General features: G+C 28.6%; 30 protein-coding genes. 5 read left to right on the top strand and 25 right to left on the bottom strand.

Features of this window, described 5'->3' with window-relative positions; translation table 11 throughout:
• A complete protein-coding gene (locus tag D3Z07_RS14330; protein WP_265936462.1) occupies positions 1-132 on the top strand; it encodes a hypothetical protein in 132 nt (43 codons plus the stop codon).
• A 116-nt stretch (positions 133-248) separates the two neighbouring features.
• On the opposite strand, the gene D3Z07_RS09105 is transcribed toward D3Z07_RS14330, so the two are convergent.
• Positions 249-959, bottom strand: a complete 711-nt coding sequence (locus tag D3Z07_RS09105; RefSeq protein WP_122893684.1) for a peroxiredoxin — start codon at positions 957-959, stop codon at positions 249-251.
• A gap of 206 nt (positions 960-1,165) precedes the next feature.
• On the opposite strand from D3Z07_RS09105, the gene D3Z07_RS09100 reads away from it, so the two are divergent.
• Both D3Z07_RS09100 and D3Z07_RS09095 read left to right on the top strand, forming a co-directional pair.
• A complete protein-coding gene (locus D3Z07_RS09100; RefSeq protein WP_122893683.1) occupies positions 1,166-1,414 on the top strand; it encodes a hypothetical protein in 249 nt (82 codons plus the stop codon).
• A 105-nt stretch (positions 1,415-1,519) separates the two neighbouring features.
• The gene (locus D3Z07_RS09095) at positions 1,520-2,665 is read left to right on the top strand and encodes an iron-containing alcohol dehydrogenase (RefSeq protein WP_076083156.1); all 1,146 of its coding nucleotides are present in this window, start codon (positions 1,520-1,522) and stop codon (positions 2,663-2,665) included.
• A 7-nt stretch (positions 2,666-2,672) separates the two neighbouring features.
• Here D3Z07_RS09095 and D3Z07_RS09090 read toward each other — a convergent pair whose 3' ends face one another.
• The 3 genes from D3Z07_RS09090 to D3Z07_RS09080 all read right to left on the bottom strand — a co-directional run bounded on the left by D3Z07_RS09090 (position 2,673) and on the right by D3Z07_RS09080 (position 5,490).
• Positions 2,673-3,548: an AraC family transcriptional regulator gene (locus D3Z07_RS09090; protein ID WP_076083159.1), complete on the bottom strand. Its 876-nt coding sequence runs from the start codon at positions 3,546-3,548 to the stop codon at positions 2,673-2,675.
• A gap of 109 nt (positions 3,549-3,657) precedes the next feature.
• Complete coding sequence (locus tag D3Z07_RS09085; protein ID WP_076083162.1) at positions 3,658-4,335, bottom strand: type 1 glutamine amidotransferase domain-containing protein; 678 nt, start codon at positions 4,333-4,335, stop codon at positions 3,658-3,660.
• A gap of 105 nt (positions 4,336-4,440) precedes the next feature.
• Positions 4,441-5,490, bottom strand: a complete 1,050-nt coding sequence (locus tag D3Z07_RS09080) for a CNNM domain-containing protein (RefSeq protein ID WP_122893682.1) — start codon at positions 5,488-5,490, stop codon at positions 4,441-4,443.
• A gap of 184 nt (positions 5,491-5,674) precedes the next feature.
• On the opposite strand from D3Z07_RS09080, the gene D3Z07_RS09075 reads away from it, so the two are divergent.
• The gene (locus tag D3Z07_RS09075; RefSeq protein ID WP_122893681.1) at positions 5,675-6,169 is read left to right on the top strand and encodes a hypothetical protein; all 495 of its coding nucleotides are present in this window, start codon (positions 5,675-5,677) and stop codon (positions 6,167-6,169) included.
• Between the two features lie 23 nt (positions 6,170-6,192).
• Here D3Z07_RS09075 and D3Z07_RS09070 read toward each other — a convergent pair whose 3' ends face one another.
• From D3Z07_RS09070 to D3Z07_RS09035, 8 genes are all read right to left on the bottom strand, one after another.
• On the bottom strand, positions 6,193-6,939 hold the full coding sequence (locus D3Z07_RS09070) for a tRNA (5-methylaminomethyl-2-thiouridine)(34)-methyltransferase MnmD (RefSeq protein WP_122893680.1): 747 nt from the start codon (positions 6,937-6,939) through the stop codon (positions 6,193-6,195).
• A 15-nt stretch (positions 6,940-6,954) separates the two neighbouring features.
• Positions 6,955-7,398, bottom strand: coding sequence for a hypothetical protein (locus D3Z07_RS09065; RefSeq protein WP_122893679.1), 444 nt, complete (start codon positions 7,396-7,398; stop codon positions 6,955-6,957).
• Between the two features lie 5 nt (positions 7,399-7,403).
• Positions 7,404-7,919, bottom strand: a complete 516-nt coding sequence (gene luxS / locus D3Z07_RS09060) for an S-ribosylhomocysteine lyase (RefSeq protein WP_122893678.1) — start codon at positions 7,917-7,919, stop codon at positions 7,404-7,406.
• 81 nt (positions 7,920-8,000) lie between these two features.
• Positions 8,001-8,537, bottom strand: a complete 537-nt coding sequence (locus D3Z07_RS09055) for a DUF1439 domain-containing protein (protein WP_076083180.1) — start codon at positions 8,535-8,537, stop codon at positions 8,001-8,003.
• A gap of 244 nt (positions 8,538-8,781) precedes the next feature.
• On the bottom strand, positions 8,782-9,375 hold the full coding sequence (locus D3Z07_RS09050) for a nucleotidyltransferase family protein (protein ID WP_076083182.1): 594 nt from the start codon (positions 9,373-9,375) through the stop codon (positions 8,782-8,784).
• On the bottom strand, positions 9,362-10,249 hold the full coding sequence (locus tag D3Z07_RS09045) for an XdhC family protein (RefSeq protein WP_076083185.1): 888 nt from the start codon (positions 10,247-10,249) through the stop codon (positions 9,362-9,364). The genes D3Z07_RS09050 and D3Z07_RS09045 overlap by 14 nt, the downstream gene beginning before the upstream one ends.
• A 3-nt stretch (positions 10,250-10,252) precedes the next feature.
• A complete protein-coding gene (locus tag D3Z07_RS09040) occupies positions 10,253-12,382 on the bottom strand; it encodes a molybdopterin cofactor-binding domain-containing protein (RefSeq protein ID WP_076083188.1) in 2,130 nt (709 codons plus the stop codon).
• A 1-nt stretch (position 12,383) separates the two neighbouring features.
• Positions 12,384-12,839 (bottom strand): (2Fe-2S)-binding protein, encoded by a 456-nt coding sequence (locus tag D3Z07_RS09035; protein ID WP_076083190.1) that lies wholly within the window; start codon positions 12,837-12,839, stop codon positions 12,384-12,386.
• Positions 12,840-13,069: 230 nt separating this feature from the next.
• Between D3Z07_RS09035 and D3Z07_RS13880 the strand changes: the two genes are divergently transcribed.
• Positions 13,070-13,267 (top strand): hypothetical protein, encoded by a 198-nt coding sequence (locus tag D3Z07_RS13880; protein WP_156981715.1) that lies wholly within the window; start codon positions 13,070-13,072, stop codon positions 13,265-13,267.
• 147 nt (positions 13,268-13,414) lie between these two features.
• Here D3Z07_RS13880 and D3Z07_RS09030 read toward each other — a convergent pair whose 3' ends face one another.
• The 13 genes from D3Z07_RS09030 to D3Z07_RS08970 form a co-directional block, all read right to left on the bottom strand.
• Positions 13,415-14,098, bottom strand: coding sequence for a response regulator transcription factor (locus tag D3Z07_RS09030; RefSeq protein WP_076083193.1), 684 nt, complete (start codon positions 14,096-14,098; stop codon positions 13,415-13,417).
• 8 nt (positions 14,099-14,106) lie between these two features.
• On the bottom strand, positions 14,107-14,667 hold the full coding sequence (locus D3Z07_RS09025) for a cysteine hydrolase family protein (protein ID WP_076083196.1): 561 nt from the start codon (positions 14,665-14,667) through the stop codon (positions 14,107-14,109).
• 80 nt (positions 14,668-14,747) lie between these two features.
• The gene (locus D3Z07_RS09020) at positions 14,748-15,785 is read right to left on the bottom strand and encodes an AbrB family transcriptional regulator (protein WP_076083199.1); all 1,038 of its coding nucleotides are present in this window, start codon (positions 15,783-15,785) and stop codon (positions 14,748-14,750) included.
• 35 nt (positions 15,786-15,820) lie between these two features.
• The gene (locus tag D3Z07_RS09015; protein ID WP_122893677.1) at positions 15,821-18,184 is read right to left on the bottom strand and encodes a methyl-accepting chemotaxis protein; all 2,364 of its coding nucleotides are present in this window, start codon (positions 18,182-18,184) and stop codon (positions 15,821-15,823) included.
• A 188-nt stretch (positions 18,185-18,372) separates the two neighbouring features.
• Positions 18,373-19,329 (bottom strand): thiamine pyrophosphate-dependent enzyme, encoded by a 957-nt coding sequence (locus D3Z07_RS09010; protein ID WP_076083204.1) that lies wholly within the window; start codon positions 19,327-19,329, stop codon positions 18,373-18,375.
• Between the two features lie 2 nt (positions 19,330-19,331).
• Positions 19,332-20,570, bottom strand: a complete 1,239-nt coding sequence (locus D3Z07_RS09005) for a 2-oxoacid:ferredoxin oxidoreductase subunit alpha (RefSeq protein WP_122893676.1) — start codon at positions 20,568-20,570, stop codon at positions 19,332-19,334.
• Positions 20,571-20,572: 2 nt separating this feature from the next.
• Entirely contained in the window at positions 20,573-20,983 is a 411-nt protein-coding gene (locus tag D3Z07_RS09000; protein ID WP_076083210.1) for a 4Fe-4S dicluster-binding protein, read from the bottom strand.
• Between the two features lie 10 nt (positions 20,984-20,993).
• Complete coding sequence (locus D3Z07_RS08995; protein ID WP_076083212.1) at positions 20,994-21,557, bottom strand: pyruvate flavodoxin oxidoreductase subunit gamma; 564 nt, start codon at positions 21,555-21,557, stop codon at positions 20,994-20,996.
• Positions 21,558-21,729: 172 nt separating this feature from the next.
• Positions 21,730-22,386 carry an HAD family hydrolase gene (locus D3Z07_RS08990; RefSeq protein WP_206423277.1) on the bottom strand — a complete coding sequence of 219 codons (657 nt, stop codon included), beginning with the start codon at positions 22,384-22,386 and terminating at the stop codon, positions 21,730-21,732.
• A 20-nt stretch (positions 22,387-22,406) separates the two neighbouring features.
• Positions 22,407-23,906, bottom strand: a complete 1,500-nt coding sequence (locus tag D3Z07_RS08985) for a peptide-binding protein (RefSeq protein ID WP_076089147.1) — start codon at positions 23,904-23,906, stop codon at positions 22,407-22,409.
• A 114-nt stretch (positions 23,907-24,020) separates the two neighbouring features.
• Entirely contained in the window at positions 24,021-24,410 is a 390-nt protein-coding gene (rpsI, locus tag D3Z07_RS08980) for a 30S ribosomal protein S9 (RefSeq protein WP_076083214.1), read from the bottom strand.
• 5 nt (positions 24,411-24,415) lie between these two features.
• Positions 24,416-24,835, bottom strand: a complete 420-nt coding sequence (gene rplM, locus D3Z07_RS08975) for a 50S ribosomal protein L13 (protein ID WP_076083216.1) — start codon at positions 24,833-24,835, stop codon at positions 24,416-24,418.
• Between the two features lie 76 nt (positions 24,836-24,911).
• The gene (locus D3Z07_RS08970) at positions 24,912-26,222 is read right to left on the bottom strand and encodes a sensor histidine kinase (protein ID WP_228200535.1); all 1,311 of its coding nucleotides are present in this window, start codon (positions 26,220-26,222) and stop codon (positions 24,912-24,914) included.
• Positions 26,223-26,254: the final 32 nt, after the last annotated feature.

Below are 26,254 nucleotides of genomic sequence, written 5' to 3'. Positions count from 1 at the left end.
ATGAAAACAGTATTTAGAACAAGTATTATAATAACAATTATATCAATTACACTTATTGGTTGTGGTCCACGTTTTTGGGGTCATGATGGAGGACATGGTAGTCATTCTAAAGGAATGTCAAAACATAGATAAAATATTAACCTTATAGTTGCGGTCAGGAAAAGTTAGTAACAATCAAAAAATGACCGCAATTATAAAGTTATAGTAGGGCTAGAAAAATCTAACCCTTTTTATAAAATGATTAACTATTAAGAAAGAATTTCTTCAATAGTAATATAATCACCAACTCTACCAGTCATTTGCTCTACATCTGTATTTACTGGAAGTGTTTTTTTACCTGGTCTCCAACCTGCAGGACAAACTTCACCTGTAGCAGTTGCATGTTGCCAAGCTCTAACTTGTCTTAAGAATTCATTTACGTTTCTTCCAACCATTGGTGCTTGAACTTCTTGTGCTACACAAATTCCTTCTGGATTAAATAAGAATCTACCTCTTAAAGCCATTCCTTCTTCTTCAATTAATACTCCAAAGTCTTCACTAACAACAGTTGTAGTGTCAGCACCAATAGTAAGTTTTAAACCTTCTAAAATTGGTTCAGTTTCTACAAATCTCTTGTGAGAGAATTTAGTATCTGTTGATACTGCTAAAATTTCAACACCAAGTTCTTGGAACTCATCATAGTGTGCATTCATAGCTGCAATTTCAGTTGGACAAACAAAAGTAAAATCTGCTGGGTAGAAACAAACTACTGCCCATTTACCTTTGTAATCTTCACTTGATACTGTTGTGTAGTGACCTGTTTTTGCATCATATGCATCCATTTTAAATTCTGGGATTTGTTTTTGTACCATTGTTGAGCTCATTTTCTTTCCTTTTTTCACTTCTGTGTTATTATCATTTTGACTAACTTCGTTAGCAACATTTTCTTCTCTAGCTTTAACACTTGTATCGCATGCCATAACTTTTCCTTATTAGGATAATAATTATCCTTTGATAAAAGTATTCTATACCTTCTTTAATTAAACTAAGCTTAATTATAATACTAAATTATATAAATATTATAATTTTAACTTATTTAACTTTTTGTATTAACTTTGATTAACTTTTTATTTAAAGTGTATTTAATTCTTTGATATATACTTTTCAAAATTTAAAAGGAATTAAGATGAATAGAATATTTTTAGCAACATTATTACTAGGTACAACACTGAGTTTTGCAAATGGACCACAAAATGGTCAAGATAGAGAAAAAAGAACTCCTCCACAAGAAGCAATAAGTGCTTGTGAAGGATTAAATAGTGGTGATACTTGTAATATGACAACTCCAAGAGGTGACTCGTTAAATGGAACTTGTCAGAATACTCCTGATGATAAGTATTTTGTATGTATGCCAAAAGGAATGAAAAAAAGATAATATAGCTTATTTGTATAAATTGACATATAATTTATAGGATTAGCTATTCTAATTCATATTTATTTCTTCTATAATACATAAATTAAAAATTATGAAGGAAATATTATGAGTTTAATTTACGATTATTCAAATCCAACAGCAATTCACTTTGGAAAAGGTCAAATTGCTTCAATAGTAAAACATATAAATAAAGACAATAAAATATTAGTAGTTTATGGTGGTGGTTCAATTAAAAAAAATGGAGTTTATGATGAAGTATCAAAAGCTTTAAATGATTTTGATTGGATAGAGTTTTCAGGAGTTGAAGCAAATCCAAGTTATGAAACTTTATCAAAAGCAGTAGAACTTGCAAAAAAAGAAAAAGTTGATTTTATCTTAGGTGTTGGTGGTGGCTCTGTTATTGATGGTTCAAAATATATAGCAGCAGCTGCACTTTATGATGAAGATGGATGGGCTTTTTTAGATGGAAGTGCAATTATAGAAAAAGCATTACCTCTTGGTGCTGTTTTAACACTACCTGCAACAGGAAGTGAATCAAATGGAAACGCTGTAGTTTCAAAAAAATCAACAAATGAAAAAAGATTTTTTGGTTCACCTTTTGTATACCCAAAATTTGCAGTCTTAGATCCAAGTGTAATGAGTACATTATCAGACAGACAACTTGCAAATGGACTAGTTGATGCATTCGTTCATACATGTGAACAATACTTAACATGTCCAAACACGTCTTTATTACATGATGGATATGCCCAAACTATCTTAAAAGGTTTATTTACTCTTGCAAATACTTGGGATAATAGAAAAGATCCAATTTGGGAAGAGAACTTAATGCTTCTTGCAAATCAAGCATTAAATGGTTTTATTGGTTCCGGAGTTGCACAAGATTGGGCAACACATATGATAGGACATGAATTAACTGCTTTTTATGGAGTTGACCATGCTCAAAGTTTAGCTGTTGTTCAACCATCATTATTAAGAGTAATGATTGAGCAAAAAAGTGAAAAAATAGCACAAATGGGTGAAAATGTTTTTGGAATTAAAAATGATAATGAAGCAGTTATTGTTGCAATTGAAAAAATGTACCAAAGTGTTGGCGTAACAACAAATCTAAACGATTACGAAAGTGTTGATGATAAAGTTATTGAAACTATCATTCCATCACTAAAAGCTCATGGAATGACTGCAATTGGTGAGAATCAAAATATCACTTTAGATATTTGTGAAAAAATTCTTAAAATGGCTATGAAATAATCTATCTTTAGATAATCACAAAAGAGGCTTTGGCTTCTTTTGGTGGATACCCATAATAACTTTTAAAATCTTTAGAGAACTGTGATGAGCTCTCATATCCAGTAGCATAGGCTGTTTCATTTACTTGAAAGTTCTGCCTTGTTAATAAATCTTTTGCCTTATTTAATCTAATTTTCTTAATATATTGTAAGGGACTAAGAGTAGTTACTTTTTTAAAATGTGTATGAAAAGAGGATACACTCATTTCTTCTTCTTTAGCAAGTGTTGAAATATCTAAGTGTTCATTATATTGATTATGAATAGTTTTTAATGTTCTAGTCATTTTTGCTTCCATTTTATTTTCTAAAAACATTTTATGTAAGAAGTGAGAGTTTTCTCCTATTGCAATTCTATAGTAGATTTCTTTTAAAATTGCATCGCCTATAATTGCTGATTCTTCTTTTGATTGAAGTGCTTTTAATAGTCTGTAAATTGAATCTTCTAAATCCATAGTTACTTTATCACTAAAAACAGCTCTTTGTACTAACTTACATTTTTTAGAATCTTCTTTACTTAAAGATGAAATTACATCATGCATAAGTTCTTTTTTAATATCAATTAAAATACATATATAAGGTTCTTCTTTTGATGCAATTGTTTCACACTCAAATGGAAGTGCAGCTGGTACTACAAGATAATTATTGCAGTCATACTCAAACCTCCTATTGGGAAGATAACCTATCTTTTTACCTTGTAGTACAAAAACTAAACAAAAATCGTAAGTTAAAGGAGTTCTAGGTAAAAAAGTAGTTGTTTTATATAAATGCACACCTTTAATATTAGTTCTTGTTAGAGAATCTTCTTTTATAAGTTTATTTGCTTCTTTTAATATTCTATTGTCCATAAAATTTCCAAATATTTTTTTATTTATTATAGTTAAAACTTTGTTAGATTATTTATAAAATGTGTTGATTTCTACAAAAAAGGACTTGTGTGTCAAGTCCTTTTTTATTTTATGAAAGAAGTTTAAGAAGTTCTTTTGCAACAGCTTGTGAAGAAGCTGGATTTTGTCCTGTGATTAGTTTTCCATCAGTTATTGAATATGAATTCCAATCCTCTACTTTAGAATATAAAGCACCTCTTTGTTTTAATTCATCTTCAAGTAAAAATGGAACAATGTCTTGAAGTTGTACAGCTTCTTCTTCTGTATTAGCAAATGCAGTAACTTTTTTGCCTTTTACTAAATAATCACCATTTTCTAGTTTTACATTTAATAAAACAGAAGGTGCATGACATACACTAGCTACTGGTTTATTTGCTTTTACAAAATCTTCAATTAAGGAAATAGAATCTTCATCGTTAGTTAAATCCCATAAAGGACCATGTCCTCCTGGATACATAACGGCATCAAAATCGCTTTCTTTTACACTTGAAAGTTTAATCGTATTTGCTAATATTTTGTTTGCTTGCTCATCAGCTTCAAATCTTTTTGTTGCTTGCGTTTGAAAATCTGGTGCATTACTTGAAGGATCTAAAGGTGGTAAGCCACCTTTTGGACTTGCAAGTGTAATTGTTGCTCCTGCATCTAATAATGTGTAATATGGAGATGCAAACTCTTCTAACCAAAATCCAGTTTTATTATCTGTGTCGCCTAATCTATCATGTGATGTAAGTACTATAAGAATATTCATATTTTTTCCTTTTATTATATTAGTTTGTATTTGCATAATTATAAAATAATATTCAATATGAAGGAATATACAATTATCTAAATAACATGTTAATTTCTACAAATTTTAAATTTGATTGTTTTTAATTCGTCTTATTTCTCTCATTTTAGTTCTAGCAACTTCTCTCATATCAATATTTGTATCAAGTTCATCAACAATTTCAACACCTAAAAGTGTTTCAACTGCATCTTCTAAAGTTACAACTCCTTTTGTTTGTTCATAGTTATCTACAACAATAAACATATGCACCTTTTTTATTAAAAAAAGGTCAATTAATTTAGATATTGGTATGTTTTCATTTACACTAAAAACAGGTTTAATGATTTTTTCTTTATTTTTAATTTTATTTTGAATATATTCATGAAAATATTCTTTTGAGATAACCACACCAATAATATCATCAATTCCATCTTTATATATTGGAACTCTAGAATATTCTTTAAACTTTTCTAAATCTAAAATACTTGGGTCTTTAAAACTTCTGATTAAATCATTCTTTTGTACTGAAAAGAGTACACTTCTTGGAGTGAATATATCTCTTACTTTAATATCACTAAGTTGTAATAGGTTTTCAATTACACCACTTTCACTCTCTTTTAAAATACCACTTTCTTCAGCAATATTTGCAGTTGCAAGAATTTCTTCTTTTGTGATTACTTCTTTATTCATAGGTGTTATATAGTTAGTAATCTTATTTAAAATAATAAGTAAAGGATAAGTGAAAAGAATTAAAAATTTTATACTTCTAGTAGAAAAACCAGATAAACTTTTCCAATAATACGCACCTAAAGTTTTAGGAATAATCTCAGAGAAAATTAAAATTAATAAAGTAAGAATAGCAGAGATATAAAACATGTAGTCTTCACCAAATACTTTGGCAGCTTCCGCCCCAACTCCTGCTGCACCTAATGTATGAGCGAAAGTATTAAGTGTTAAAATAGCAGCAATAGAAAAATCAATATTATTTTTCTGTTTTAGCATTTCTTTGCCAAGTTTTTTGTTTTCTTTTTTTACAAGCTTTATATGTGAAGGTGTAATAGACAGAAGAACTGCTTCTAAAATTGAACATAAAAAGGAGACGCCTACTGCTAGTAGAAAATAAATAAGTATTAGCATATTAAATCCTAGAAAATATTTTGTTGTCTTTATAATAAAAGCATAGCAAAGGATTGATAAATCATGAGTGAAATACACTTTATTCACAATTAAAGTAGTAAAGAAATAAATTTCATCATTTTAAATTAACAAATTATTATCTTTTATTAGATAAAATGATTATAATTAATACATAGGGTTATACATGCCAAAAGAAAAGACATTTAAAGAAAAAATTTTAGATTATATATATATTGTTTCGAAACAGCCAATTTTATTAAGAGATTTACTTCTTGCAAATAGACAATACAAAGAAGGTATGCACGTAGATCCTGCAAAATTAGGATTTAGATTAAAATTAACACGGGCTTATTTAGTATATACTGGTTTGATTTTATCTGTGTTAGTTCCTATTTCCCTTCTTACTCATAAGCCATTAGCAAAAATTGATTCACATATCTCTATAATTGGAGCAGTTGTTATCACGGCGATAATTTTTATTGGATTTAATTTCTTTAGAGCAAAAATGAGAGATAATATTACCATTGAACTTATTAAAAAATCATGGAAACTACATTTTCCTTTCTTTTCATATGAAGAATATTCAGAAAAAATTGAAGAGATATTTGAACGTTCTTTAAAAGAAGAAGTTCCAAAAAGAGAGCTTGAAAAGTATATTTTAGATAATTTAGCAGAGTAAAATCTTCTAAATTATTTCAAGTTTTAATCATAAATAGCTTTTGCTTCTTTATTTCTTTGTCTTTTTAAATCCATATCAATAAACTTTCCTAAAACATTTTTTTTGCTTTTAGTTGCAAGTGTAATTTTTCTTTTTTCTGGTCTATATTCATAGATAAAAAAACCAGCTTCATTCATTGATAATCTAATAGGAGTAGCTACTGAATAAGAGCTCATAACGCAAGTATAATTACAAAGCTTATAGATATCATCAAAATACTCTTTTGTCCATAATTCAACATTAACTTCAGAAGAAAAAGCATCTTGGTATATAATATCGAAGCTTTGTTTTTCTAAGGTTTTTATATATTTTCTTGCATTACCAATACTTACTTCAATTTTTATATCTTCATCTTCATATTTTAGATTTTTAGCTACTTCTTTTATAATATGTTTTATATCTTCAAACTCTTTGGGAAAATCAAAGTTTTGTAATGAAGAGACAAGATTACCATCAAGTTCAGGTGAATAAATACTTACTTTTTTATTTAATTTATTTTTTTTAATATGATAAATTGTTGAAAAAGTGTTATATCCTATCCCAAAACAGATATCTAAGATTTTTAATTCTTTTTTATTTTCATGATATTTAAAAGTTGGAAGTATGTGTTTTGTAAGGGATTCATTGATTGCTCCATCATCAGGATTATGATAATGTTGATTGTATTTTTGTGAGAAAAGTGTGTGCGAACCATCTTTGGTTTGCACAACACTGTTTATGTTATCTTGCAAAGTTTAAAACCATTGTTAAAGACCATTGTCCCAATGATGCATTTTTTTTGCAGTGAAAATATATGTATCATCAAAAAGTTCAATACAATTTCCAGCTTGAAACCCTAACTCTTCTAATAAGTCTAAAATTTCATATCTGTTATTGTTTTCAATTTTTTCTAAAATGATAATATTTCCAGAATTTTCAATAGCTTTATACATAAGCTTTAAAATCTCTTTTTTATTTGGACAATAAGATAAGATATTTCCTAATACTATGTATTCGTATTCTCTTGCTGTTGCACGAAGTTTTGCAGAGGATTCATTTTCAAAAGGAATATATTTTATATTCCCTTCATTTTTTTCTCTTACTTCTTCAAGTGCCAAATCAACTAAGCCCAAAGAGTTATCAATATGCAAGATTGCAATATTAATATAATCTGCAAATAACTCTTTAAATAGTGATAGTTTTTGTTCCATTTAAACTAGTTTCCTAGTGAAGTTAACTTTTCATCAGAAAGATATAAATCTTCATTTGACATTACACCAATATCGCTATTTAAGATATTTTGTGCAATTTCTTTTGCTTCAGAAAGTGAGTGCATTTCACATGTTCCACATTGGAAAATGTTTAATTCAGGAATATCATCTTGTTTTTCAACTTCAATAACATCTTGCATCGCTGCTCTCCAAGCTTTTCCTACTGTTTTTTCATCAGGGCTTCCTAATAAACTCATGTAAAAACCAGTTCTACAACCCATTGGTGAAACATCAATGATTTCTACTGTATCACTGTTTAAATGATTTCTAATAAATCCTGCAAATAAGTGCTCTAAAGTATGAATACCTTTTTCACTTAACATTGATTCATTTGGTACACAAAATCTTAAATCAAAAACTGTGATAATATCACCTGATGGTGATTTCATTGTTTTTGCAACTCTTACTGCTGGTGCTGGCATAATTGTATGATCAACTCTAAAACTGTCTAATAATGGCATGATTTAATTCCTTTAATTTTTTATATAAATATGTTTGTATTTAATTTGAGATTATATCAAAACTTGTTTAAGTAGCTGATTTTACAAACCAAAAGTAACAAGAAGTTCTGAATTTATTACCTTCACATCTTTAACTAAAGTACTTTTATATGAATCTTCTTTGATTTTATAAATTGGAATATTTTTAAATAATTCATTAAGAAGTGGGTCTAATATTGAAATGAGTTCAGATGAAAAGCTTTGTGAAATTTGATTGTTTTCAAAACTTATATCATTAATTGAGATGTTTCTTAAAAAGAGTGCATTTTTTTCTTTTACAAAATATGGTTCGCCTGCAATAGCAAGTGTTGCAGTTGAATCAGGAATAAAAAATGCTTTTAAATCTAAACCAACAATTGCAGTGATTTGATTCTCACTTATACCTAAACTAGGTTTGTTAACAATAATATTTGCAAGAGTAAAATCTTTTTTGATTGGAAAAATATTTGCTTGCATATTTAATTCATTTGGATTGATATTTAAGGTTAAACCCTCTTTACTAATATTATTTATACATCCTGAAAATAAAACTAAAAGTGAAATAATAAGTAGTAATTGCGTCTTTTTGAAAGCAAACATTTTTTACCTTTTGTTATGATAATTTCGCAATTGTAACATTTTATTTGTTGAACTTTACCTGATATTACTACCTTTCCAAAAAACTGTTCTAAAAGTAAGAGATTCCAGGACATATATATTTTTAAATGTATATTGTTGAAACTATTAATTTCTTTTTTGAACTTCTACTGATTCCTCTGCCCACTCTACAAATTTATCAGAATCCTCAAGAACATACTCTTTGAAATTTTCTGATACAGTTATCTCATTTCCATATTATTTTATTTAAATAAAACTCTTTATCTTCTAGTGTATCAATATCTAAAGCAAGTTTATTATCAAGTTCTACAAATTCTACAGGATTATTCTCCAAGAATTTTCTTGCACCATAATCAGCATTTAATTCAATTAAATGCTTAAAATATTTTTTAGGAAATATTGAAGGAACAGCAAATCTATTATAATATTTTGAACAAACAATTTTACTCTTATTTATTACAGACTTTTCAATCAACTTTTCGTAATGAGAGTTAGGTATTAAAGGTTGATCACAAAGCATAAGTAAAACATTTTCTGTAAGAGGAATATTTTTCATAGCATAAGAAATTGAACTTCCCATACCTTCTTTATAATTTGAATTTACAATTATTGAAACAGGTAAATCTTTTATCTCTTTTCTTATTTCTTCACTCTTATATCCTAAAACTACAACTATACTTGAAGTAAGTTTCAAAGCATTTTCAATTGCTTTTTCTAACAAAGATTTGTCTTTAACTCTTATAAGTTGTTTAGGTTCTCCTAATCTTTTTGATGAACCTGCAGCAAGAATTAAAATTGTCAAGTTATCAGATTTTTCCATTTTTCTTTGCCTCTATTTGAGAACATATTGAAAGAGCTATTGCTTGATGAGTATTCCCTCCAATATCAAAGCCAACTGGAGCAAAAAATCTTTTATCATTTTCTAATTTAAACTGTTCAATTTTTCTTTTCATATTCTTTTTATTCCCCATCATTCCAATATATTCTGCATTTGAATTAAGTAAAGCTTTTAAATAAATATCATCAGTTTTTGGACTATGACTTAATATAACTGAAGCATTATAAGAGCTTAAATCCATTGTTAGAATATCTTCTACTTTTTCTAATTCTATTAGTTCATCTGCTTCGTTTACATATTCTTTTATCTTTAGATCTATCACCGTTGTTTTCCAAGCCATTAAATTTGCCATTGAAATAAGTGATTTTACATGGGCTCCTGAGCCAAAAATTAATAAATTATAAGGAGACTCAATAGTTTGATAAAACTCATCATTTTCAAGTTTAGTATCACATTTTTCATCAAGAATCTTGTAACTATTATCTTTAGTTGAACGAACTAGTGTTTTTCCTATATTCTCTTTTGCTAATCCTACTACTCCATAGTTTTCACTTAAAAAAAAAGGCTGCAGAAAATATTTACTATGTCCATGTCCAGATGATTCATCTTGAGGAATAGATTCAAATATATAGGATTCTTTGCTATTAAAAATATCTTTTGAAGCTTCTAAAATCTTATTATGTAAGAAAGGACTTCCTAAAACACCTATAAACTCTCCAATTGAGTTTACAAGTAGCATATTCCCTGCTTTAGCATAAGTAGAGCCTTGTGTTTGGATAACACTAGCTACAACTATATCTAAAGCTTTTCTTCTAGAATCTTCTATAAATTTCAAAAACTCTTTATTTGAAAACATTTTTTATCCCATTTTTATGGGCATTGAAGTATACAACTTACCTGTTGCATCAAAGATTGCATTTGGAACGGCAGCTAAAATTGGAGGAGTTCCAGGTTCACCAATACCACCAATTTTTTCACCAGAGTTAATAATACTTACTTCAATATCAGGTACATCAGAAATTCTTGTAACTGTATAATCATAGAAGTTGCTTTGAATAGTTGCTCCATCTTTTATTGTAATTTCACTACTTAAAAGTGTTGCAAGACCAAAATTAATACCTCCAACCATTTGATTTTCAACATTTTGAGGATTAAATGCAAATCCACAATCAACTGAACACCAAACTTTTTCAACTTTATAGCTATCTTTTGAAACTCTTACTTTTGCAACTTGAGCACATATAGAGCCAAATGATTCAACAATAGCTACTCCATATCCTACATTTTTCTCTTTTTTTCTATTTTTCCAGTTAGATTTCTTAGCTACATCATCAAGCAGGTCTATAAATCTTTGATTTGTTAACATAGATTTTCTATATTCAATTGGGTCTTTTTTTGCATAATATGCCGCTTGGTCAATACTACACTCAACTGTTTGAGCAGATTGAGTATGTCCTACGGATCTCCACCATAATACAGGAATAGGTGAGCTTGTAATATATGCTTGCATATCATGATTCTCAATACTATAAGGATGAGAAGCTAAGCCTTCTTTTTGTGCCCCATCTACACCATCTTTAAATCCAAAGCCTTCAAAAGGTGAACCTTTGAATATTGATTGGCTTACCACTTTTGCATCAAAAGCAGTAATATCGCCATGTTCATCTAATGCTAGTTTAACTTTGTTTTTATATTTTGGTCTATAACTTCCAAGTTTAATATCATCTTCTCTTGTCCATAAAGTTAAAATAGGATAACCTTCATCTTTTGCTACAAAAAGTCCTTCAAGTACAAAATCAAGGTTAATTGCACCTCTTCGACCAAAAGCTCCACCTAAATAAGGTGTATTATATGTAATGTTTGAAGCTTCAACTCCAAGAACTTTTAGTGCTGCAGCAAAAGCTAAAGTTTGTGATTGTGCTGTTGACCAAAGTGTTGCTTTCCCCTTTTTATGATGTGCTGCAAAACTTAAAGGTTCCATTGGTGCATGAGCAAGAAAAGGAAAGTTATAATTAAGTTCGATAACTTTTTTTGCTTCTTTAAATGCTTTTGCAGAATCACCATCTTTTCTCATTGATGCACCATCTTTTTCCATAAGTGAAGAGTACTCTTCATCCATAGATTTAGTATTTACCTTAGAAAATTCTCCTAAGTCCCATTCAACTTTTAAATCATTTAAAGCCTCTTTTGCTACATACCAAGAGTCTGCAATAACTGCAATACCTGTTGGAATTTGCTTAACTTTGATTACACCTTTTCTTTTTTCTACATTACTTGCATCAAAGCTTTTAACTTTTGCTCCAAATACTGTGGGGTGAAGTACAGCAGCATACTTAAGTCCATCAACTCTAATATCTAAACCAAAATCAGCATTACCAGTAACTTTTGCCCAAGCTTCTTTAGGATGTCTTGAGTGAGGTTTTCCTACAATTGTACAATCATTTAAATTTTTAATTTTAGGATCTTTTGGAACTTTGATTGAAGCTAAATCAGATACTAACTGCCCAAAAGTAAACTCTTCTTTTGTTCTTTTATTTGTTACTTTTGAATCTTTTGTTTCAACATCATAAGCTCTTACTTTCCATTTTTTAGAAGCAGCTTCTTTTATCATAATATTTAAAGCAGAACCTATTTTTCTCATTTCTAACTGTTTTGCAACAATAGAACTTGAACCACCTGTAATCATAAGTGGACCATAAAAATGATTATATACAGGAGCAACTGTTGCAGCTTTGAAGTTAATCTCTTCCCAATTTACATTTAACTCTTCTGCAATACACATAGCTAAAGTTGTATATGTACCTTGACCCATTTCAACTTGTCCCATAATAAAATTAATTGTATTATCAGAATTTATTTCAACAAAAGCATTTGGTTGTAAGGCTACTTCTTTTGTATCTTCTGCTCTTGATTTACTTGGAATATAAAAACCAATAACAAATGCAGATGCTGTAAGTGACGTAGTTTTTAAAAAATCTCTTCTTTCCATTTTACACTTCCTTTGTAGCAGCTTTTATTGCTGTTTTGATTTTATTATATGTTCCACATCTACAAATATTTCCATCCATTGCTGATATAATCTCATCATCATTTGGGTTTGGGTTTTTCTTTAAAAGTCCTGCCGCATTCATTATTTGTCCTGATTGACAATATCCACATTGAACAACATCTTCTTTTACCCAAAATTTTTGAAGATTATGTACTGTTTTATCTTCTTTTGTTTCAATAGTGGTAATTCTTGCATTACCAACTGTGCTAATTGGCGTTGCACAACTCCTAACAGATTCTTCATCCATTAATACTGTACATGCTCCACATTGACCAACTCCACATCCAAACTTTGTACCTGTTAGATTTAAGCTGTCTCTTAATACCCATAGAAGTGGAGTATCAGGAGATACATCAACTGAATAAACTTTTTCATCAACTGTTAATTTTATTGACATAGTTTTCCTTTTTATTTTTTATAATATATTAACCATAATATTCCATACTTACCATACTAAAAAATACAAATTTCATATCAAATTCTACAAATTTAACATCCTCTTTTAATTTTTGAGTTATCTGCAAAATATTTAATATTTATATTATTACTTACAATTTTCTTGTAATTACTTTATCAACAAGTGGAGAAATAAGCCAAGTTATCCATTTAGGCAGTACTTTTTTAGGTATGGGATATGCATTTTCATATTTTGGTGCTAATGCTTTTACCCTCTCTAATAATGAACTATTGTGTCCCATTGTGATATATCTTCGAGAAACTTCATGTATAAATCCAGCTGCAGTTGGTCTTTTTCATGTTCTTGCAACAGTATTAGTTTCAGTCTCAATTTTATTTGCTTTGGGTTCATTTATAGACTTAAAATAAATAAAAAACATTATATTAAGATAAATTAAATTGTTCTAAGTTAATACTTTATAGAATAAGTTTAATAACCTGTAGGTTTTGAACTTCTGATAATTTTTAAACTATTATATAGTGTCTATGATTATATAATAGTGACTCAAAACGTTATTAAATACTAATTTTTTGTAGTTCTAATTTATAACCAATTCCCGAATAATTCACAATAATATTTTTATCAGTCTTTTTTCTCAAATCTCTAATAAGAGATTTTAATGCAGCACTTGTGCATTCATTATTCCATATAGTGTATTCTATTTCTTCATAAGAAATAATTCTTCCTTGATTTTGTATTAATAAATTAAGAAGTAAGCTCTCTTTTTTATTTAATACAAATGATTCATTGTTTTTGATGATACTTTGAGTTTGGAAATTGAAAAACATATCGTCAGATATTTTAAAGTTACTATATATACGACGTTCTATGATTTCCATACATTTGTTTAGTGCTTGAATTAAAATTTCACTTTTAAAAGGTTTTATCAAATACTTTGTAATATAGAGTTCTAATAATTGGCTTAGATATTGATTGTCTTTATTATTTGAGATTACTATAAAAGCAGTTTTTATATCATCTTTTCTAAGTTCAACTAAAAAGTCAATAATATCTTTATTTTCAAAATTACTATCAATTATGATTAAGCAAGGAGATTGTTTGATATATTGTAACTTTGCATCATCTATATTTGTAGTGCAACTAACTTTTTTTACACTCTCGCAAAGAAGGGAATATAGCTTCTCTTCTTTGTATTGATTATCCATGATATAAAGTACAGATAAATCACTAAGTTCCATTTATTTCCTTATATTTGTTTTAATATTTCTTCACTTGTTTGTACATTTGCATAAGCAAAACTAAGTGCTGCCATAATTGTGGCATGAGCTAATTTAGCTTCTACTTTTACACCGTTAAACTCTATATTGCTTGTAGCACAAGCATCATGTGCTAAAAAGCAATTATATCCATAATCACTAGCGGCTCTTGTCACTGCATCGATGCACATATATGACATTGCTCCAACGATGATAACATTTGTAATATTAGACTCATCCAAAATAGCTTTTAAATCTGTGTTTAAAAAAGCATTTACACCATTTTTTAAAACTTGAGATTCATTTTCTTTTGGAGTTAAAGATTCATGAATTGTAGAACCTTTTGTATTTGGAGCAAAAAATGGAGGATTATCTCCTTGAAATTCATGTCTTACATGAACAATTTTTAAGTTTTTTTCTCTTGCTTTTGTAAGAATTTTTAATGTATTTTCTGCGGCTTCTTCTGTTTTGTATAAAGGCCATTTTGCATCTTTGATGCTTCCAAAGTAGTCATTTTGTAAATCTATGATTATTAAAGCTGTATTTTCCATTATCTTTCCTTTTATTTTTTTAATTGTTCTAACTAAAAGTATATAAATTAATAGAGGGAAAAAAGAAGGATTATATATTTTTACAATTTTTTAGCAAAAATGGGAGCAAGATTCATAACAATTAAAAGCCTTACAATATGATGTAAAGTAATATATGGAACATTTGCAGCAATTAGTATGGCTATTAGGTTTATCTCCGCTTGTCCTCCTGGAGAGAAAGCTAGAAGAATTGATTCTATTGGAAAATCGAATAATACAGAAGCTAAAAATATAAAAGATGCTGAGGTTATTGCAAGAATTATAAAATGTCCAAAAGTTGAAACTAAAGTTTTTACGATAGTTTTAAATTCCACACCTTTAAAAGTAAAACCTATAATTGTTCCAAATACGACTTGTACAAACTTTAAAAACTCATCAGGCATTGGAGTATGAATTAACCCACTTGAATGTAAAAGGATACTAATTATCATAGGTCCCATTAGAAAAGCTGCTGACATATTAACTTTTTTTGCAAGCATTCCCGCAAGTGTACCTGCAAATAATAGTATTGTTAATTCAAATAAATCAATATTTATTATTGGAGTTGTTATGATTTTATTTCCACTAATATCAATATGAAAAATATATTGAATTATAAAAGGGAGAGAAACTACTACAAAAAATAATCGTGATGATTGAACTAGTGTTATCTTTGATATATCTGCTTTTATTTGCTCACCTATGATTACCATTTCAATAACACCACCTGGCATTGAAGATAAATATGCAGTCTTTTTATCAAAGCCTATAAATCTGTGATAATAATACATTCCCAAAATAATAGTCAAAATAGAGTAGGGAATTATAAGTAATAAACTTAAAAAATACACATCTAAAAACTGCAAAATTTCAGGAGTAAAAGCGCTACCAATTGTAAGACCAATCATAATTCGTGCAGGAGTTGAAAATATTTTAGGAGTTTGTATTGGAAGATTTTCAAATCTCATTAAAATTGCAGAAGCAAAAATAGAACCTAAAAGCCAAGGTAAAGGAAGTGATAAATATATGAAAAATATTGAGCCTAAGCTTGCAATAAAAAGAGTAAATGACATTTTAAATAAAGGTTTTATAATAGTCATGTACTCTCTTTTTTAGTTTTTATATTAAGTTTGTTTTAACTTTTTCCGTCAAAATCGTTTTCTCTTACCTTTGCAACTGTATCATTTGCACTCTTATTTGTTTCCATTGCAATTGTGTTGGTTCTATCTGCTACAGAAGCATTTTGTTGCGTAAATTTATCTAATTGATTTACTGCGTCACTTATTTGTGTCATTCCTGTATTTTGTTCTTGAGCTGCATTTGAAACATCATCAATTAAGTGACTTGTTTCTTCAATTCTTGCTTCAAGTTCAGCAAAACCTTCAATCATTGAAGCACTTATTTTTTTACCTTCATTTGCTTTTATTGTTGCAGATTCAACTAAGTCTTTAATCTCTTTTGCTGCTTCTGCACTTCTACTTGCAAGATTTCTAACTTCTGCTGCAACAACTGCAAAACCTTTTCCTGCCTCACCTGCCGTTGCTGCTTCAACAGCTGCGTTTAATGAAAGAATATTTGTTTGGAATGCAATTTGGTCAATCACTGAAATTGAGTCATTTATTGCAATAACCGTTTCATTAATATCATCCATAGATTTTACAGTTTTAGTTGCTAAGTCTTTTCCAATATTTGCAGAATTTTGAGTTTTTCTAGAAATTGCTAACATTTCATGTGCTTTTTCACTTGTTTGTTTAATATTTCCAGTAATCTCTTCTATAGATGCAGCTGTTTCTTCTAATGAAGCAGCTTGACTATTTGCATTTTGGTTTAAGATATTTACATTTGATGTTAATTCTTCAGAGCGTTTTTGTAAACTTTGTCCATCATTTTGATTATCTTGTAAAATTTTCGTTATCATTTTATTCATATTTATAATATCATTACCAATTTTTCCACTATTTGTAGGATCAATCTTTTCAGTAAAGTTTCTTTTTGCATATTGTTCTAAAACATCGCTTAGTGCGTTAATATTAGTTCCTACTAAAGTTTGTACATTATCAAGCATATTATTTAATAATGATTTTAACTCTTCTAAGGATTCATTATTTGTCGAACTAGAAATTCTTTTTTCTAAGAAACCTTCTCCTACATGGTTTACTATATCTTTTACATCATTAATTAAAACATTATCTTGCTCAATAATGTTTTTTGTCTTTTCTATATTTTCATTAATTAGTGTAGACATTTGTCCAATTTCATCATTTGATGTAATAACTAAACTTTTTATCTCTTTTTCTTCTTTATTAACATATTTAAAAAAGCTTAATAATCCATTTTGAAAGTTTGTTAATGGAGTAAATATAATTTTTTTCATAAATAGAATAATTAAAAACGAAATAATTACAATTACAATAATAATTTGTGTAACAATAGAAACTATACTACTATCAATACTCTCATTAGTCTCTTCATTCATCTGTGCTACTTTTTCTTCAATTTCAGTAACGTATGAACCTGTTCCTATTATAAAATCCCAAGGCTCGAATTTTTTTACATATGAGAATTTTTCAAATTCTCCAGTTTTTCCTGGTATTCCCCAATAGTATTTTACTAATAAACCTTCTTTTTTTTCATTTGTACTTTTTACAATTTCTCTATATAAATACTTACCTTTCTTATCTTTAAAATCATAAAGGTTTTTTCCTGCTAATTCAGGTTTAGCACCATGCATTAAAACAACATGATTCGAATCATTAATCCAATAATAACCATTTTTACCATATTTCATTTTTGAAATTGCATCTAATGCTTCAGCTTTCATTTTTTCTTCTACATCAGTTAAGTATGACCCTGTTCCTATAATCCAATTTAGAGGTTTAAACATTTTTACATAAGAGACTTTTAATTGGTCTTTCTCAAAGCCTGGTTTTGGCCATAAATATGTAATAAATCCATCTGCTTTTTCAGATTTTCCTGCTTTTAAAAGTTCTTGGATAATCATCACACCATTTGTATCTTTTAATTTTGATAAATCTTTACCTTCTAATGAGGGTTTAATAGGATGAACCATATTAATACCATTTGGATTATATGCAAAAAAATAACCACTTTCTCCAAATCTTGATGCTGAAATAATTGATTTTATTCTTTGTTTTAATTCTTCATTTGAAAGTGTGTCTTTATATTTATTATATTCACTATTTATAATAGTAAAAATAAAATTTGTTTGTTCTAATAAATAATTTTCAACTTCAGCTTGTATTTTATCTTGTGCAGTTCTTTCATGATATGATTCAATTGTTTTATATGCTAGAGAAACATAGTTTTTTAACTCTTCTTCCTTTGCTTTAAAAGCACTAGAGCTTGATTTTTCTATTATTGAATTTGATGTGGATTTTAAACTAATAATTGATTGAGCTAACATAATTACTGTTATTAATACCATTGAACCTATTATTGTTGATAATAATTTTATCTTTATTGAACCATTTTTAAACATTATAACATCCTTCTAAAAAGTTACTTTTATGTAATATAATAACATAAGAATAGTAAAATTTGAGATTAAACATAAAAAATAATTTTTCTGAGTTTTGTATTAGTATTTATGGTGTATGGTGTAAGAGCTTTTTTATGTGATTAACTTAGAGCATTAAAATATAAATATTTTAATGCTCTAGGAAGAAATTACATTCTAATTTCTTCTCTTTTTTGTAAGAATTCCCATCTTTTATCAATTCTTGTTTGCCACTCATCAATAATGTATTCATATTGAGGTGTAAATAAGTGTTTAAATCTAGGTTGTGCTGCTAAATAATCTTTTACAGGAAGTATATTTTTAGGTCTATATGTAATATTTAGTTCTGTACCATCAATGATTTCATATAATGGAAATACAAGAGAATCGACTGCTAAATCAGAGACCTCAATAGTTTGATTTGGAGCAAATTTCCATTCAGTCGTACATGCTGACATTGCATTTATAAATACTGGACCTTCAGTATCAAAACCTCTTTGGATTTTTTTAACCATATCCTTCCATTTATTTGGTGCAACTTGTGCAACATAAGGTGAACCATGAGCAGCCATAATAGAAACAATATCTTTTTTCTGTCTTTTTTCACCATAAGAGTCAGTTCCTGCTGGTGCTGTTGTCGTACTTGAACCAATTGGAGTTGATGATGACCTTTGACCTCCTGTATTTGCATAAACTTCATTGTCTAAACAAACGTACATGAAATCATGTCCTCTTTCAAAACAACCTGAAATCCATTGGAATCCAATATCATAAGTTGAACCATCTCCTCCAAAAGTTACAAACTTAGGAGTTGGAGTGTCTTTACTTATTCTTCCTTTATTTCTTAGAGCTTTATTCATTGTCTCAACACCTGCCATTGCTGTTGATGAGTTTTCAAACCCAATATGAATCCAAGAACAATCCCATGAAGTATGAGGATAAATTGCTGTACAAACTTCCAAACAACCAGTTGAAGCTGATACTACTAAGTTATCATTTGTTGCATTTAATACTTCTCTTACAATAATAGAGTGAGCACAACCTGGACATAGAAGGTGTGAACCTTCGAATCTTTCAGCTGCAGTTGAAAATGATTTTAAGTTTTTAATTACTTTTTGAGTACTCATATTTATTTTCCTTTCACGTCGTAAAATTCTAATGTTGGACCTCTAACACCAATTAGTGTTTGGATTTTTCCAGAAATTTTCCCAGCTTTTGCATCTGAATCTAATTTTCTAAAGATATCTTTTAATTGTGCAACTGTCATATCTCTACCACCTAATCCATAAATTAAGTTTGTTACTAATGGTCTTGCTGGAGTGTTAATAAGTGCACCAGATATTTCATTATATAAAGCACCAACTGTTCCACCAGGAGCTGATCTATCCATGCAAGCAACTGCTTTTACATTTTGCAAAGAATCTGCAATTTCTTCAAGAGGGAAAGGTCTAAATACTCTAGGCGCAACTATTCCTATTTTTATTCCCTCTTCTTTTCTAATTTGATCAACTGCAAGTGTAGCTGTTTCAAAAGTTGAACCTAAACAAACAATTGCAATTTCTGCATCGTCCATTTTATATTGTTCTACTACTTTATATTCTCTATTTGTTAACTCTTTAAATTGCTTAAATGTATCTTTAATAACATCCATTGAAGCCATTAAAGCTGCATGTTGCTTAGCTTTATGTTCAAAGTGCCAATCTTGTTCAGTTTGCACACCATGAGTTACTGGCTTGTCAAAGTTTAATAGTGCATTAACAGCTAAGTAATCACCAATAAATTTTGAGGCAACTTCATCTTTTAATGGTTTAACATTTTGAGCTGTATGAGATGTCATAAAACCATCTTGGTTAGAAATAACTGGAAGTCTAACAGATGGATGTTCTGAAATTTTAAATGACATTAAAGTCATATCATAAGCTTCTTGTGGAGAGAAAGCATCTATTGAAACCCAACCAGCATCTCTAGTTAAATATAAATCTGAATGGTCACCATTTACATTTAATGGAGATGCTAAAGCTCTATTTACTAAACATAAAACAACAGGAATTCTCATTCCTGATGCTTGATATAAAGTTTCAATCATTAGTGCTAAACCTTGTGAAGAAGTTGCCGTTGCAACTCTACCACCAGCTGCTCCAGCTCCTATACATGCAGACATTGCAGCATGTTCAGATTCAACCATAATTACTTCGCCATCTACATATCCATTTGCATTAAACATTGCATAATTTTCAACTGTAGCAGTTGATGGTGTAATAGGATATGCAGCAACAACATCAACATCAGCTTGTCTAATAGCTTGTGAGTTTGCCATGTTTCCATCCCAAACTTCAACGTCTTTTAATATCATTTCTTTGCTATTCATACTTATTCACCCTTCTTTTTTTTAAGAGGCCATTTACCTAAAGCATCTTCTGTAGTTTCATATTCATTAAACATTAATAAAGATTTTGGATTAGTAGGACATACACTTACACATAATCCACATCCTTTACAGTGGTCATAATCTACACCTTTCATCTCTTTATTTCTTGCAATAATAGATGTATCAGGACAGAAAATCCAACAGTTTTGACAGTCAATACATGTTTCTGAATTCCAAACTGGCTTAATTACTCTCCAATCGCCAACAGACATGCTTTGTGAGCTTGTTTGAGAATATAGCCTATCTTCTGGTTGTATTTGTGATATATCATAAGTTATTTCACCTTCAAATGCATATAAAGCTGCACCAGGTACTAACTCATCCCATCCCATATCATTAATTGGTTTATTCATTTTATATCCTTTACTTCACTTCGTCATAAGCTCGTTGGATTGCAAGCATATTTGCATCAATAAGCTTTGGAGATAACTTTTTAAGTACACTTTTCATTTCTTCTTTGAAATACTCTAACTCAAACATACCACTAACTTTCATAAAAGCTCCAAGCATTGGAGTATTAGGAATTGCTTTCCCAATTGTATCTCTAGAGATTTGGAAACAGTCTAAAACATAAACTCTATCTTCTATTCCTTGAAGTTTTGGAACATTAGCTATAACTTCTTCTTTGCTAAGGTGGCTTGTAATAATATATTTAGTTTTGGGAGTACCATTTGCAGTGATATCGTCAGTATAAGTTAGTCCAGGATCACAAATAAATACATAATCAGGTTCCATATATTTTTCGTGATTTAAAATTACTTCATCATCTATTCTATTATAAGCAGTCATAGACGCACCTCTTTTAGCTGAGCCATAAAAAGCGAACGCTTGTACTTGTTTTCCAGTTTGGGCAACAACAGACCCAAGTCCTTTAGCACCTGTAACTGCACCTTGACCAGCACGGCTATGCCATCTAATTTCTAACATAGAAGCTCCTTAAAATTAATTTGTACTTAAATTTATAAATTAGTCTGTAATATTATATATACTTTTAACTTAATAATTAAGTACTATTTTTATAATTATTTAACAAGTGTAACTTTTTTATACATAACTTGAGCTTATAATCCTTGTAGAATATATTGTGTTTTTTTAGAGTTTATTCAGAAATAGATTCTATAAATTTAACTGCACTTAAAGCATTTTGGCTAATGTTTTTTGTATAAGTTTTTAGTTCTTCTTCTTTTCCATAACCACAAAGCACTCCTATACTATCTACTTTTGAATCTTTTGCTGCTATTAAATCAAGTTTTGTATCACCAATCATCCATACTTTATGAAAGTTTTTATCATAGTTCATTTGCTCTAATGTATTTAATATAGGTTCTGGATGTGGCTTAGGATTTTCTACATTTTCTCTACCTGTAACAATCTCAAAATGTTCAGCCATTTCAAAATGCTCTAATAAAGGCATGGTATATAATCTAGTTTTAGTAGTAACCACTGAAACACGTGCTATTTTAGAAGCTAATTTTACAGCTTCTAAAGCTTGTGGTAAAAGTAATGTTTTTAATGTAGATATTTTTCTATATCTATTTTTATATGAAGCTACAAATTTAGGTGCTTGATCTTTGTGCACTCCTAAGTTTTCATACATAATTTCTAAAGGGTAACCAATAAAAGATTTTATATCTTCATCATTTCCTTTAAAATCATAGTTTAGCTCTTCAAATGAGTGATAAAATGTTGATACAATTGCATCTGTTGAATCTATTAATGTTCCGTCTAAATCAAATAATATTATATTTTGTTTCAAGTTTTTCCTTTTGTTTTAACTTATGGTTTTATCCAATCTTTTTGATTGTGTGTAACACCTGTAAATGCAGGCTCAATATTTTTAATATCTTTATTTACTACAGTTATTGAATTTGGAATATAAAGAAATAAGTAAGGAATATCATCAGTAATTTTTTTGAATATTGTTTTATATATTTTACTTAATTCCTTTCTATCTACAGTAACAGAACCTTCTTCTATTAGCTTATCAACTTCTGGATTTGAATATCCAACTAAATTGAAACGTCCAATTTTATCTGAACTTGAATGCCATAAAGGATAAGCATCAGGCATTAAAGATAGTGACCAACCTAGTAAAACTGCTTCATAGTTTCTTGGATGAACAATAGTGTTTAAAAAAGCTTGCCATTCCATTACTCTAATTTTCATATTTATATTTACTTTTGCTAATTGATATTGCATGATTTGAGCTGCGTTTATTCTTGTGTCATTTCCTGTATTAGTTACAACTTCAAAAGTAAAGGGATTATTTTCATCATAACCTAACTCTTTTAATAATCTTTTGGCTTCTTTTAAATCAGGCTTTATTTGTTTTACTTCATCATTATAAGCAAAACTTCCAGGTAAAAAAGGACCATTACAAACTTTTCCATGACCAAAAAAGAGTATATCAACTAACTCTTGTCTATTGATTGCTAATGATAAAGCTTTTCTAATTCTTAGGTCTTTAAACTTTTCATTTTTAAGATTTAAACCTACATATGAGTATGAAAAACTTTGACTTTCAATAATTTTAAAAGAATCTTTAAAATCATCATCTATTTGTCTATCAATTTGAAGTGGTGTTAATCCTGCTAAGTCTAGTTTTTTTTGTTTTAAAAATAAAAATGAAGTATTTGTATCTGGAATAAATTTATACAAAAGTTCATTAATTTTTGGTGCACCTTCAAAGTAATCTTTATTTGCTTTTAGTTTTATATCTTGACCAACTTTAAAGCTTTCTAGTTTATAAGGACCTGTTCCTATTGGATTTTTATTAAAAGTACTTGTCATAAGATTTTTTTCATCTTTTAATAAGTGATAAGGCAAAATTCCAACCATCCATATTTCTAAGGCTTTAAAATATGCTTTTTTATAAATAACTTCAATTGTATAATCATCAATAGCTTTTACACTTTTTACTTCTTTATAATTTGATTTAATTGAATTAAATACTTTTGGGTCTAAAATAGTATTGTAAGTAAAGATTATATCTTTAGCTGTAAGTTCAACTCCATCGTGCCATTTAACACCTTTTTTAAGCTTTATGATTAATTTTGTTTTTGTTTCAAAAGTGTAAGAGGAGGCTAAATCAACAGCAGGATTTCCATCTTTATCATATTTGAATAAGCCATTAAATAGCCAGTCAGCTATTTGAGAACTTGCAGTATCATTTGCTAAAATAGGGTTTAGTCTACTTGGACTTGAACTAATTGAAAGGTTTAGCGTACTTGCATTTATTGTTGTTAAGAGTAAGAATAATGTGATTAAAAATTTCATTAAGTATTGTATAGTTTTTTTGAATATTAATAACTTAAAGTGCATAAAAAAAGGAAAGCAAAATTTGCTTTCCTTTTGAAAATACAAAGATATAAAATCTTTGAAAAATTGTGTCTATCTTTTTGAGAACTGACCGCTTTTTCTTGCTTTTCTTCTTCCGTATTTTTTTCTTTCAACTGATCTAGCATCTCTAGTTAATAAACCGTAAGGTTTTAATACAGCTCTGAATTGCTCATCATAAGCAACTAAAGCTCTAGAAATACCATGTCTAACAGCATCAGCTTGTGCAGAGTATCCTCCACCTAAAGTTTTAACAACGATATTTACTGAAGTTTCTTGTTTAGTAACTTCTAAAGGTTGCATAACTCTTTTTTTAATTGCTTCGTGTCCACCTAACCATGCGTCTAAAGACTGACCATTGATAGTTAATTCTCCAGTACCAACTTCTAACCATACTTTAGAGATAGATGTTTTTCTTCTTCCTGTTGCATAAACTTTAGCCATTAGTCTTATCCTTTAATTTGTGCAGTATGTGGGTGATCTGAACCTGCATATACTTTTAATTTTTTTAACATATTTTTTCCAAGAGTAGTCTTTGGAAGCATACCTCTTGTAGAAAGTTTGTATAATTTTTCTGGGTTGTTTTCAAACATATCAGACATTTTGTGAGTTTTAGTACTACCAAAATACCCTGAGTGAGTGAAGTAATTTTTTGTTTCTAATTTATTACCAGAAAACTTTGCTTTAGAAGCATTAATGATTACAACGTAATCTCCACAATCAACATGAGGTGTATAGTAAGGTTTATTCTTACCTCTTAAAATAGTAGCAACTTCAGTGATTATTCTTCCGAATACTTTATCAGTTGCGTCGATTACTATCCAATCTCTTTCGATTTCGTTAGCTTTTGCCATTTGAGTAAATTTCATTTATTTTCTCCGCTTTTATTAATGAGGTGGAATAATAGTGTAGTAATACTTAAATAAACCTTAATTTAAGTATTATTTAATATTTTATTCTAAATTCTGAACCTTTGTTAAATTCAGAGTTGATTTCTAGTTTAAAATTATGTAAAGATAGTATGGCTTGGACTATAAATAAACCAAGTCCTAGTGAGTTGTTCCAGCCGTTATTTGAGACTCTGTAGAATTTATTTCTGATTTTTTCTAATTCTTTTGCTTCTATTCCAATACCTTTATCTTTTATTATAATTGAATTGTCTGTAAGTTCTACAAATACTTCATCCTCTGAATATTTCAAGGCATTTTCAATTAAATTTGATATTGCCATTGAAATTAGTGTTTCATCTACTTTTAAATCTATATCTTCTCCAGATATAATAATTTCTCTATTTTTGTATTTATCTTCTAAATCAGATGTAATATCATTTAAGATATTTTTAATAGGGCAAGGTGTTAATAGAAGTTCTTGTTTCCCTTCTTCTAATTTTAGAGTTAATCTTAGTTTATCAATTATATGAGACATTTTATTTGCATTAGAATGAATTTTACTTAAGAACTTCTCTTTCATAACAACAGGCATATCATTATCATTTAAAATAGTTTCACTATATCCTGAAATAATTGCAATAGGATTTTTAAATTCATGTGATAATGCAGAAATGATTTCATCTTTTTGTCTATTTGCTATTTTTAATTTTGCTGTTTGTTTTGCTTTTTGTTTTTCTCTTTTTGATAATTTTAAAGCAACTTTATTTAATAGTCTTGTTATTTTGTAAAACTCTTGGGTATATCTAGATTTTAAAATATAAGTAGGCTTTTTATCAGATAGTTGGGTTAAAAAATTTAAAATGTTATCTGTTTCTTTTTTGATTTTTATACTTATTGAGTAAGTTATAAAAAATCCAATAATTAAAAAGAATGCAATAAATCCAAAAATCTGTGCAGTAAGTTTTATAAAGTTATCTGTGATTTTATTTGTATAATCAGCCATTCTTATAAAATATATGTTTTTATTGATTGTTACTTTTTTTGCAATATATAAAAGCTCTTTATTTACTGTGTTTGAGAATCGAACAACTTTTCCAATTCCAAAATCTTTTGCTTGAAGAATTTCTTCTCTATTTGAATGGTTATCCATTGATTCTTTATTTTTATCACTTTCTGCAATTACATTACCTTTTTCATCGATAATGGTAATACGAAGGTTTACACTAGCTTTTAAATCTTTTAGAATTGTATCAATATTATCTAAATCTTTTACTACAATAGAAAAAGTATCAATATTTTGAATAAGATTTTTTTCTATTTGATTCATATAAATATTTTTTGACCAAAAATAAGTAACAATTGTCAACGTAAAAAGTATTCCTAAAAATATTAAAACAA

Origin of the sequence: Arcobacter peruensis, assembly GCF_003711085.1 — a bacterium.
GTDB lineage: Bacteria > Campylobacterota > Campylobacteria > Campylobacterales > Arcobacteraceae > Poseidonibacter > Poseidonibacter parvus.
This window is presented reverse-complemented; position numbering and strand designations above follow the sequence as displayed.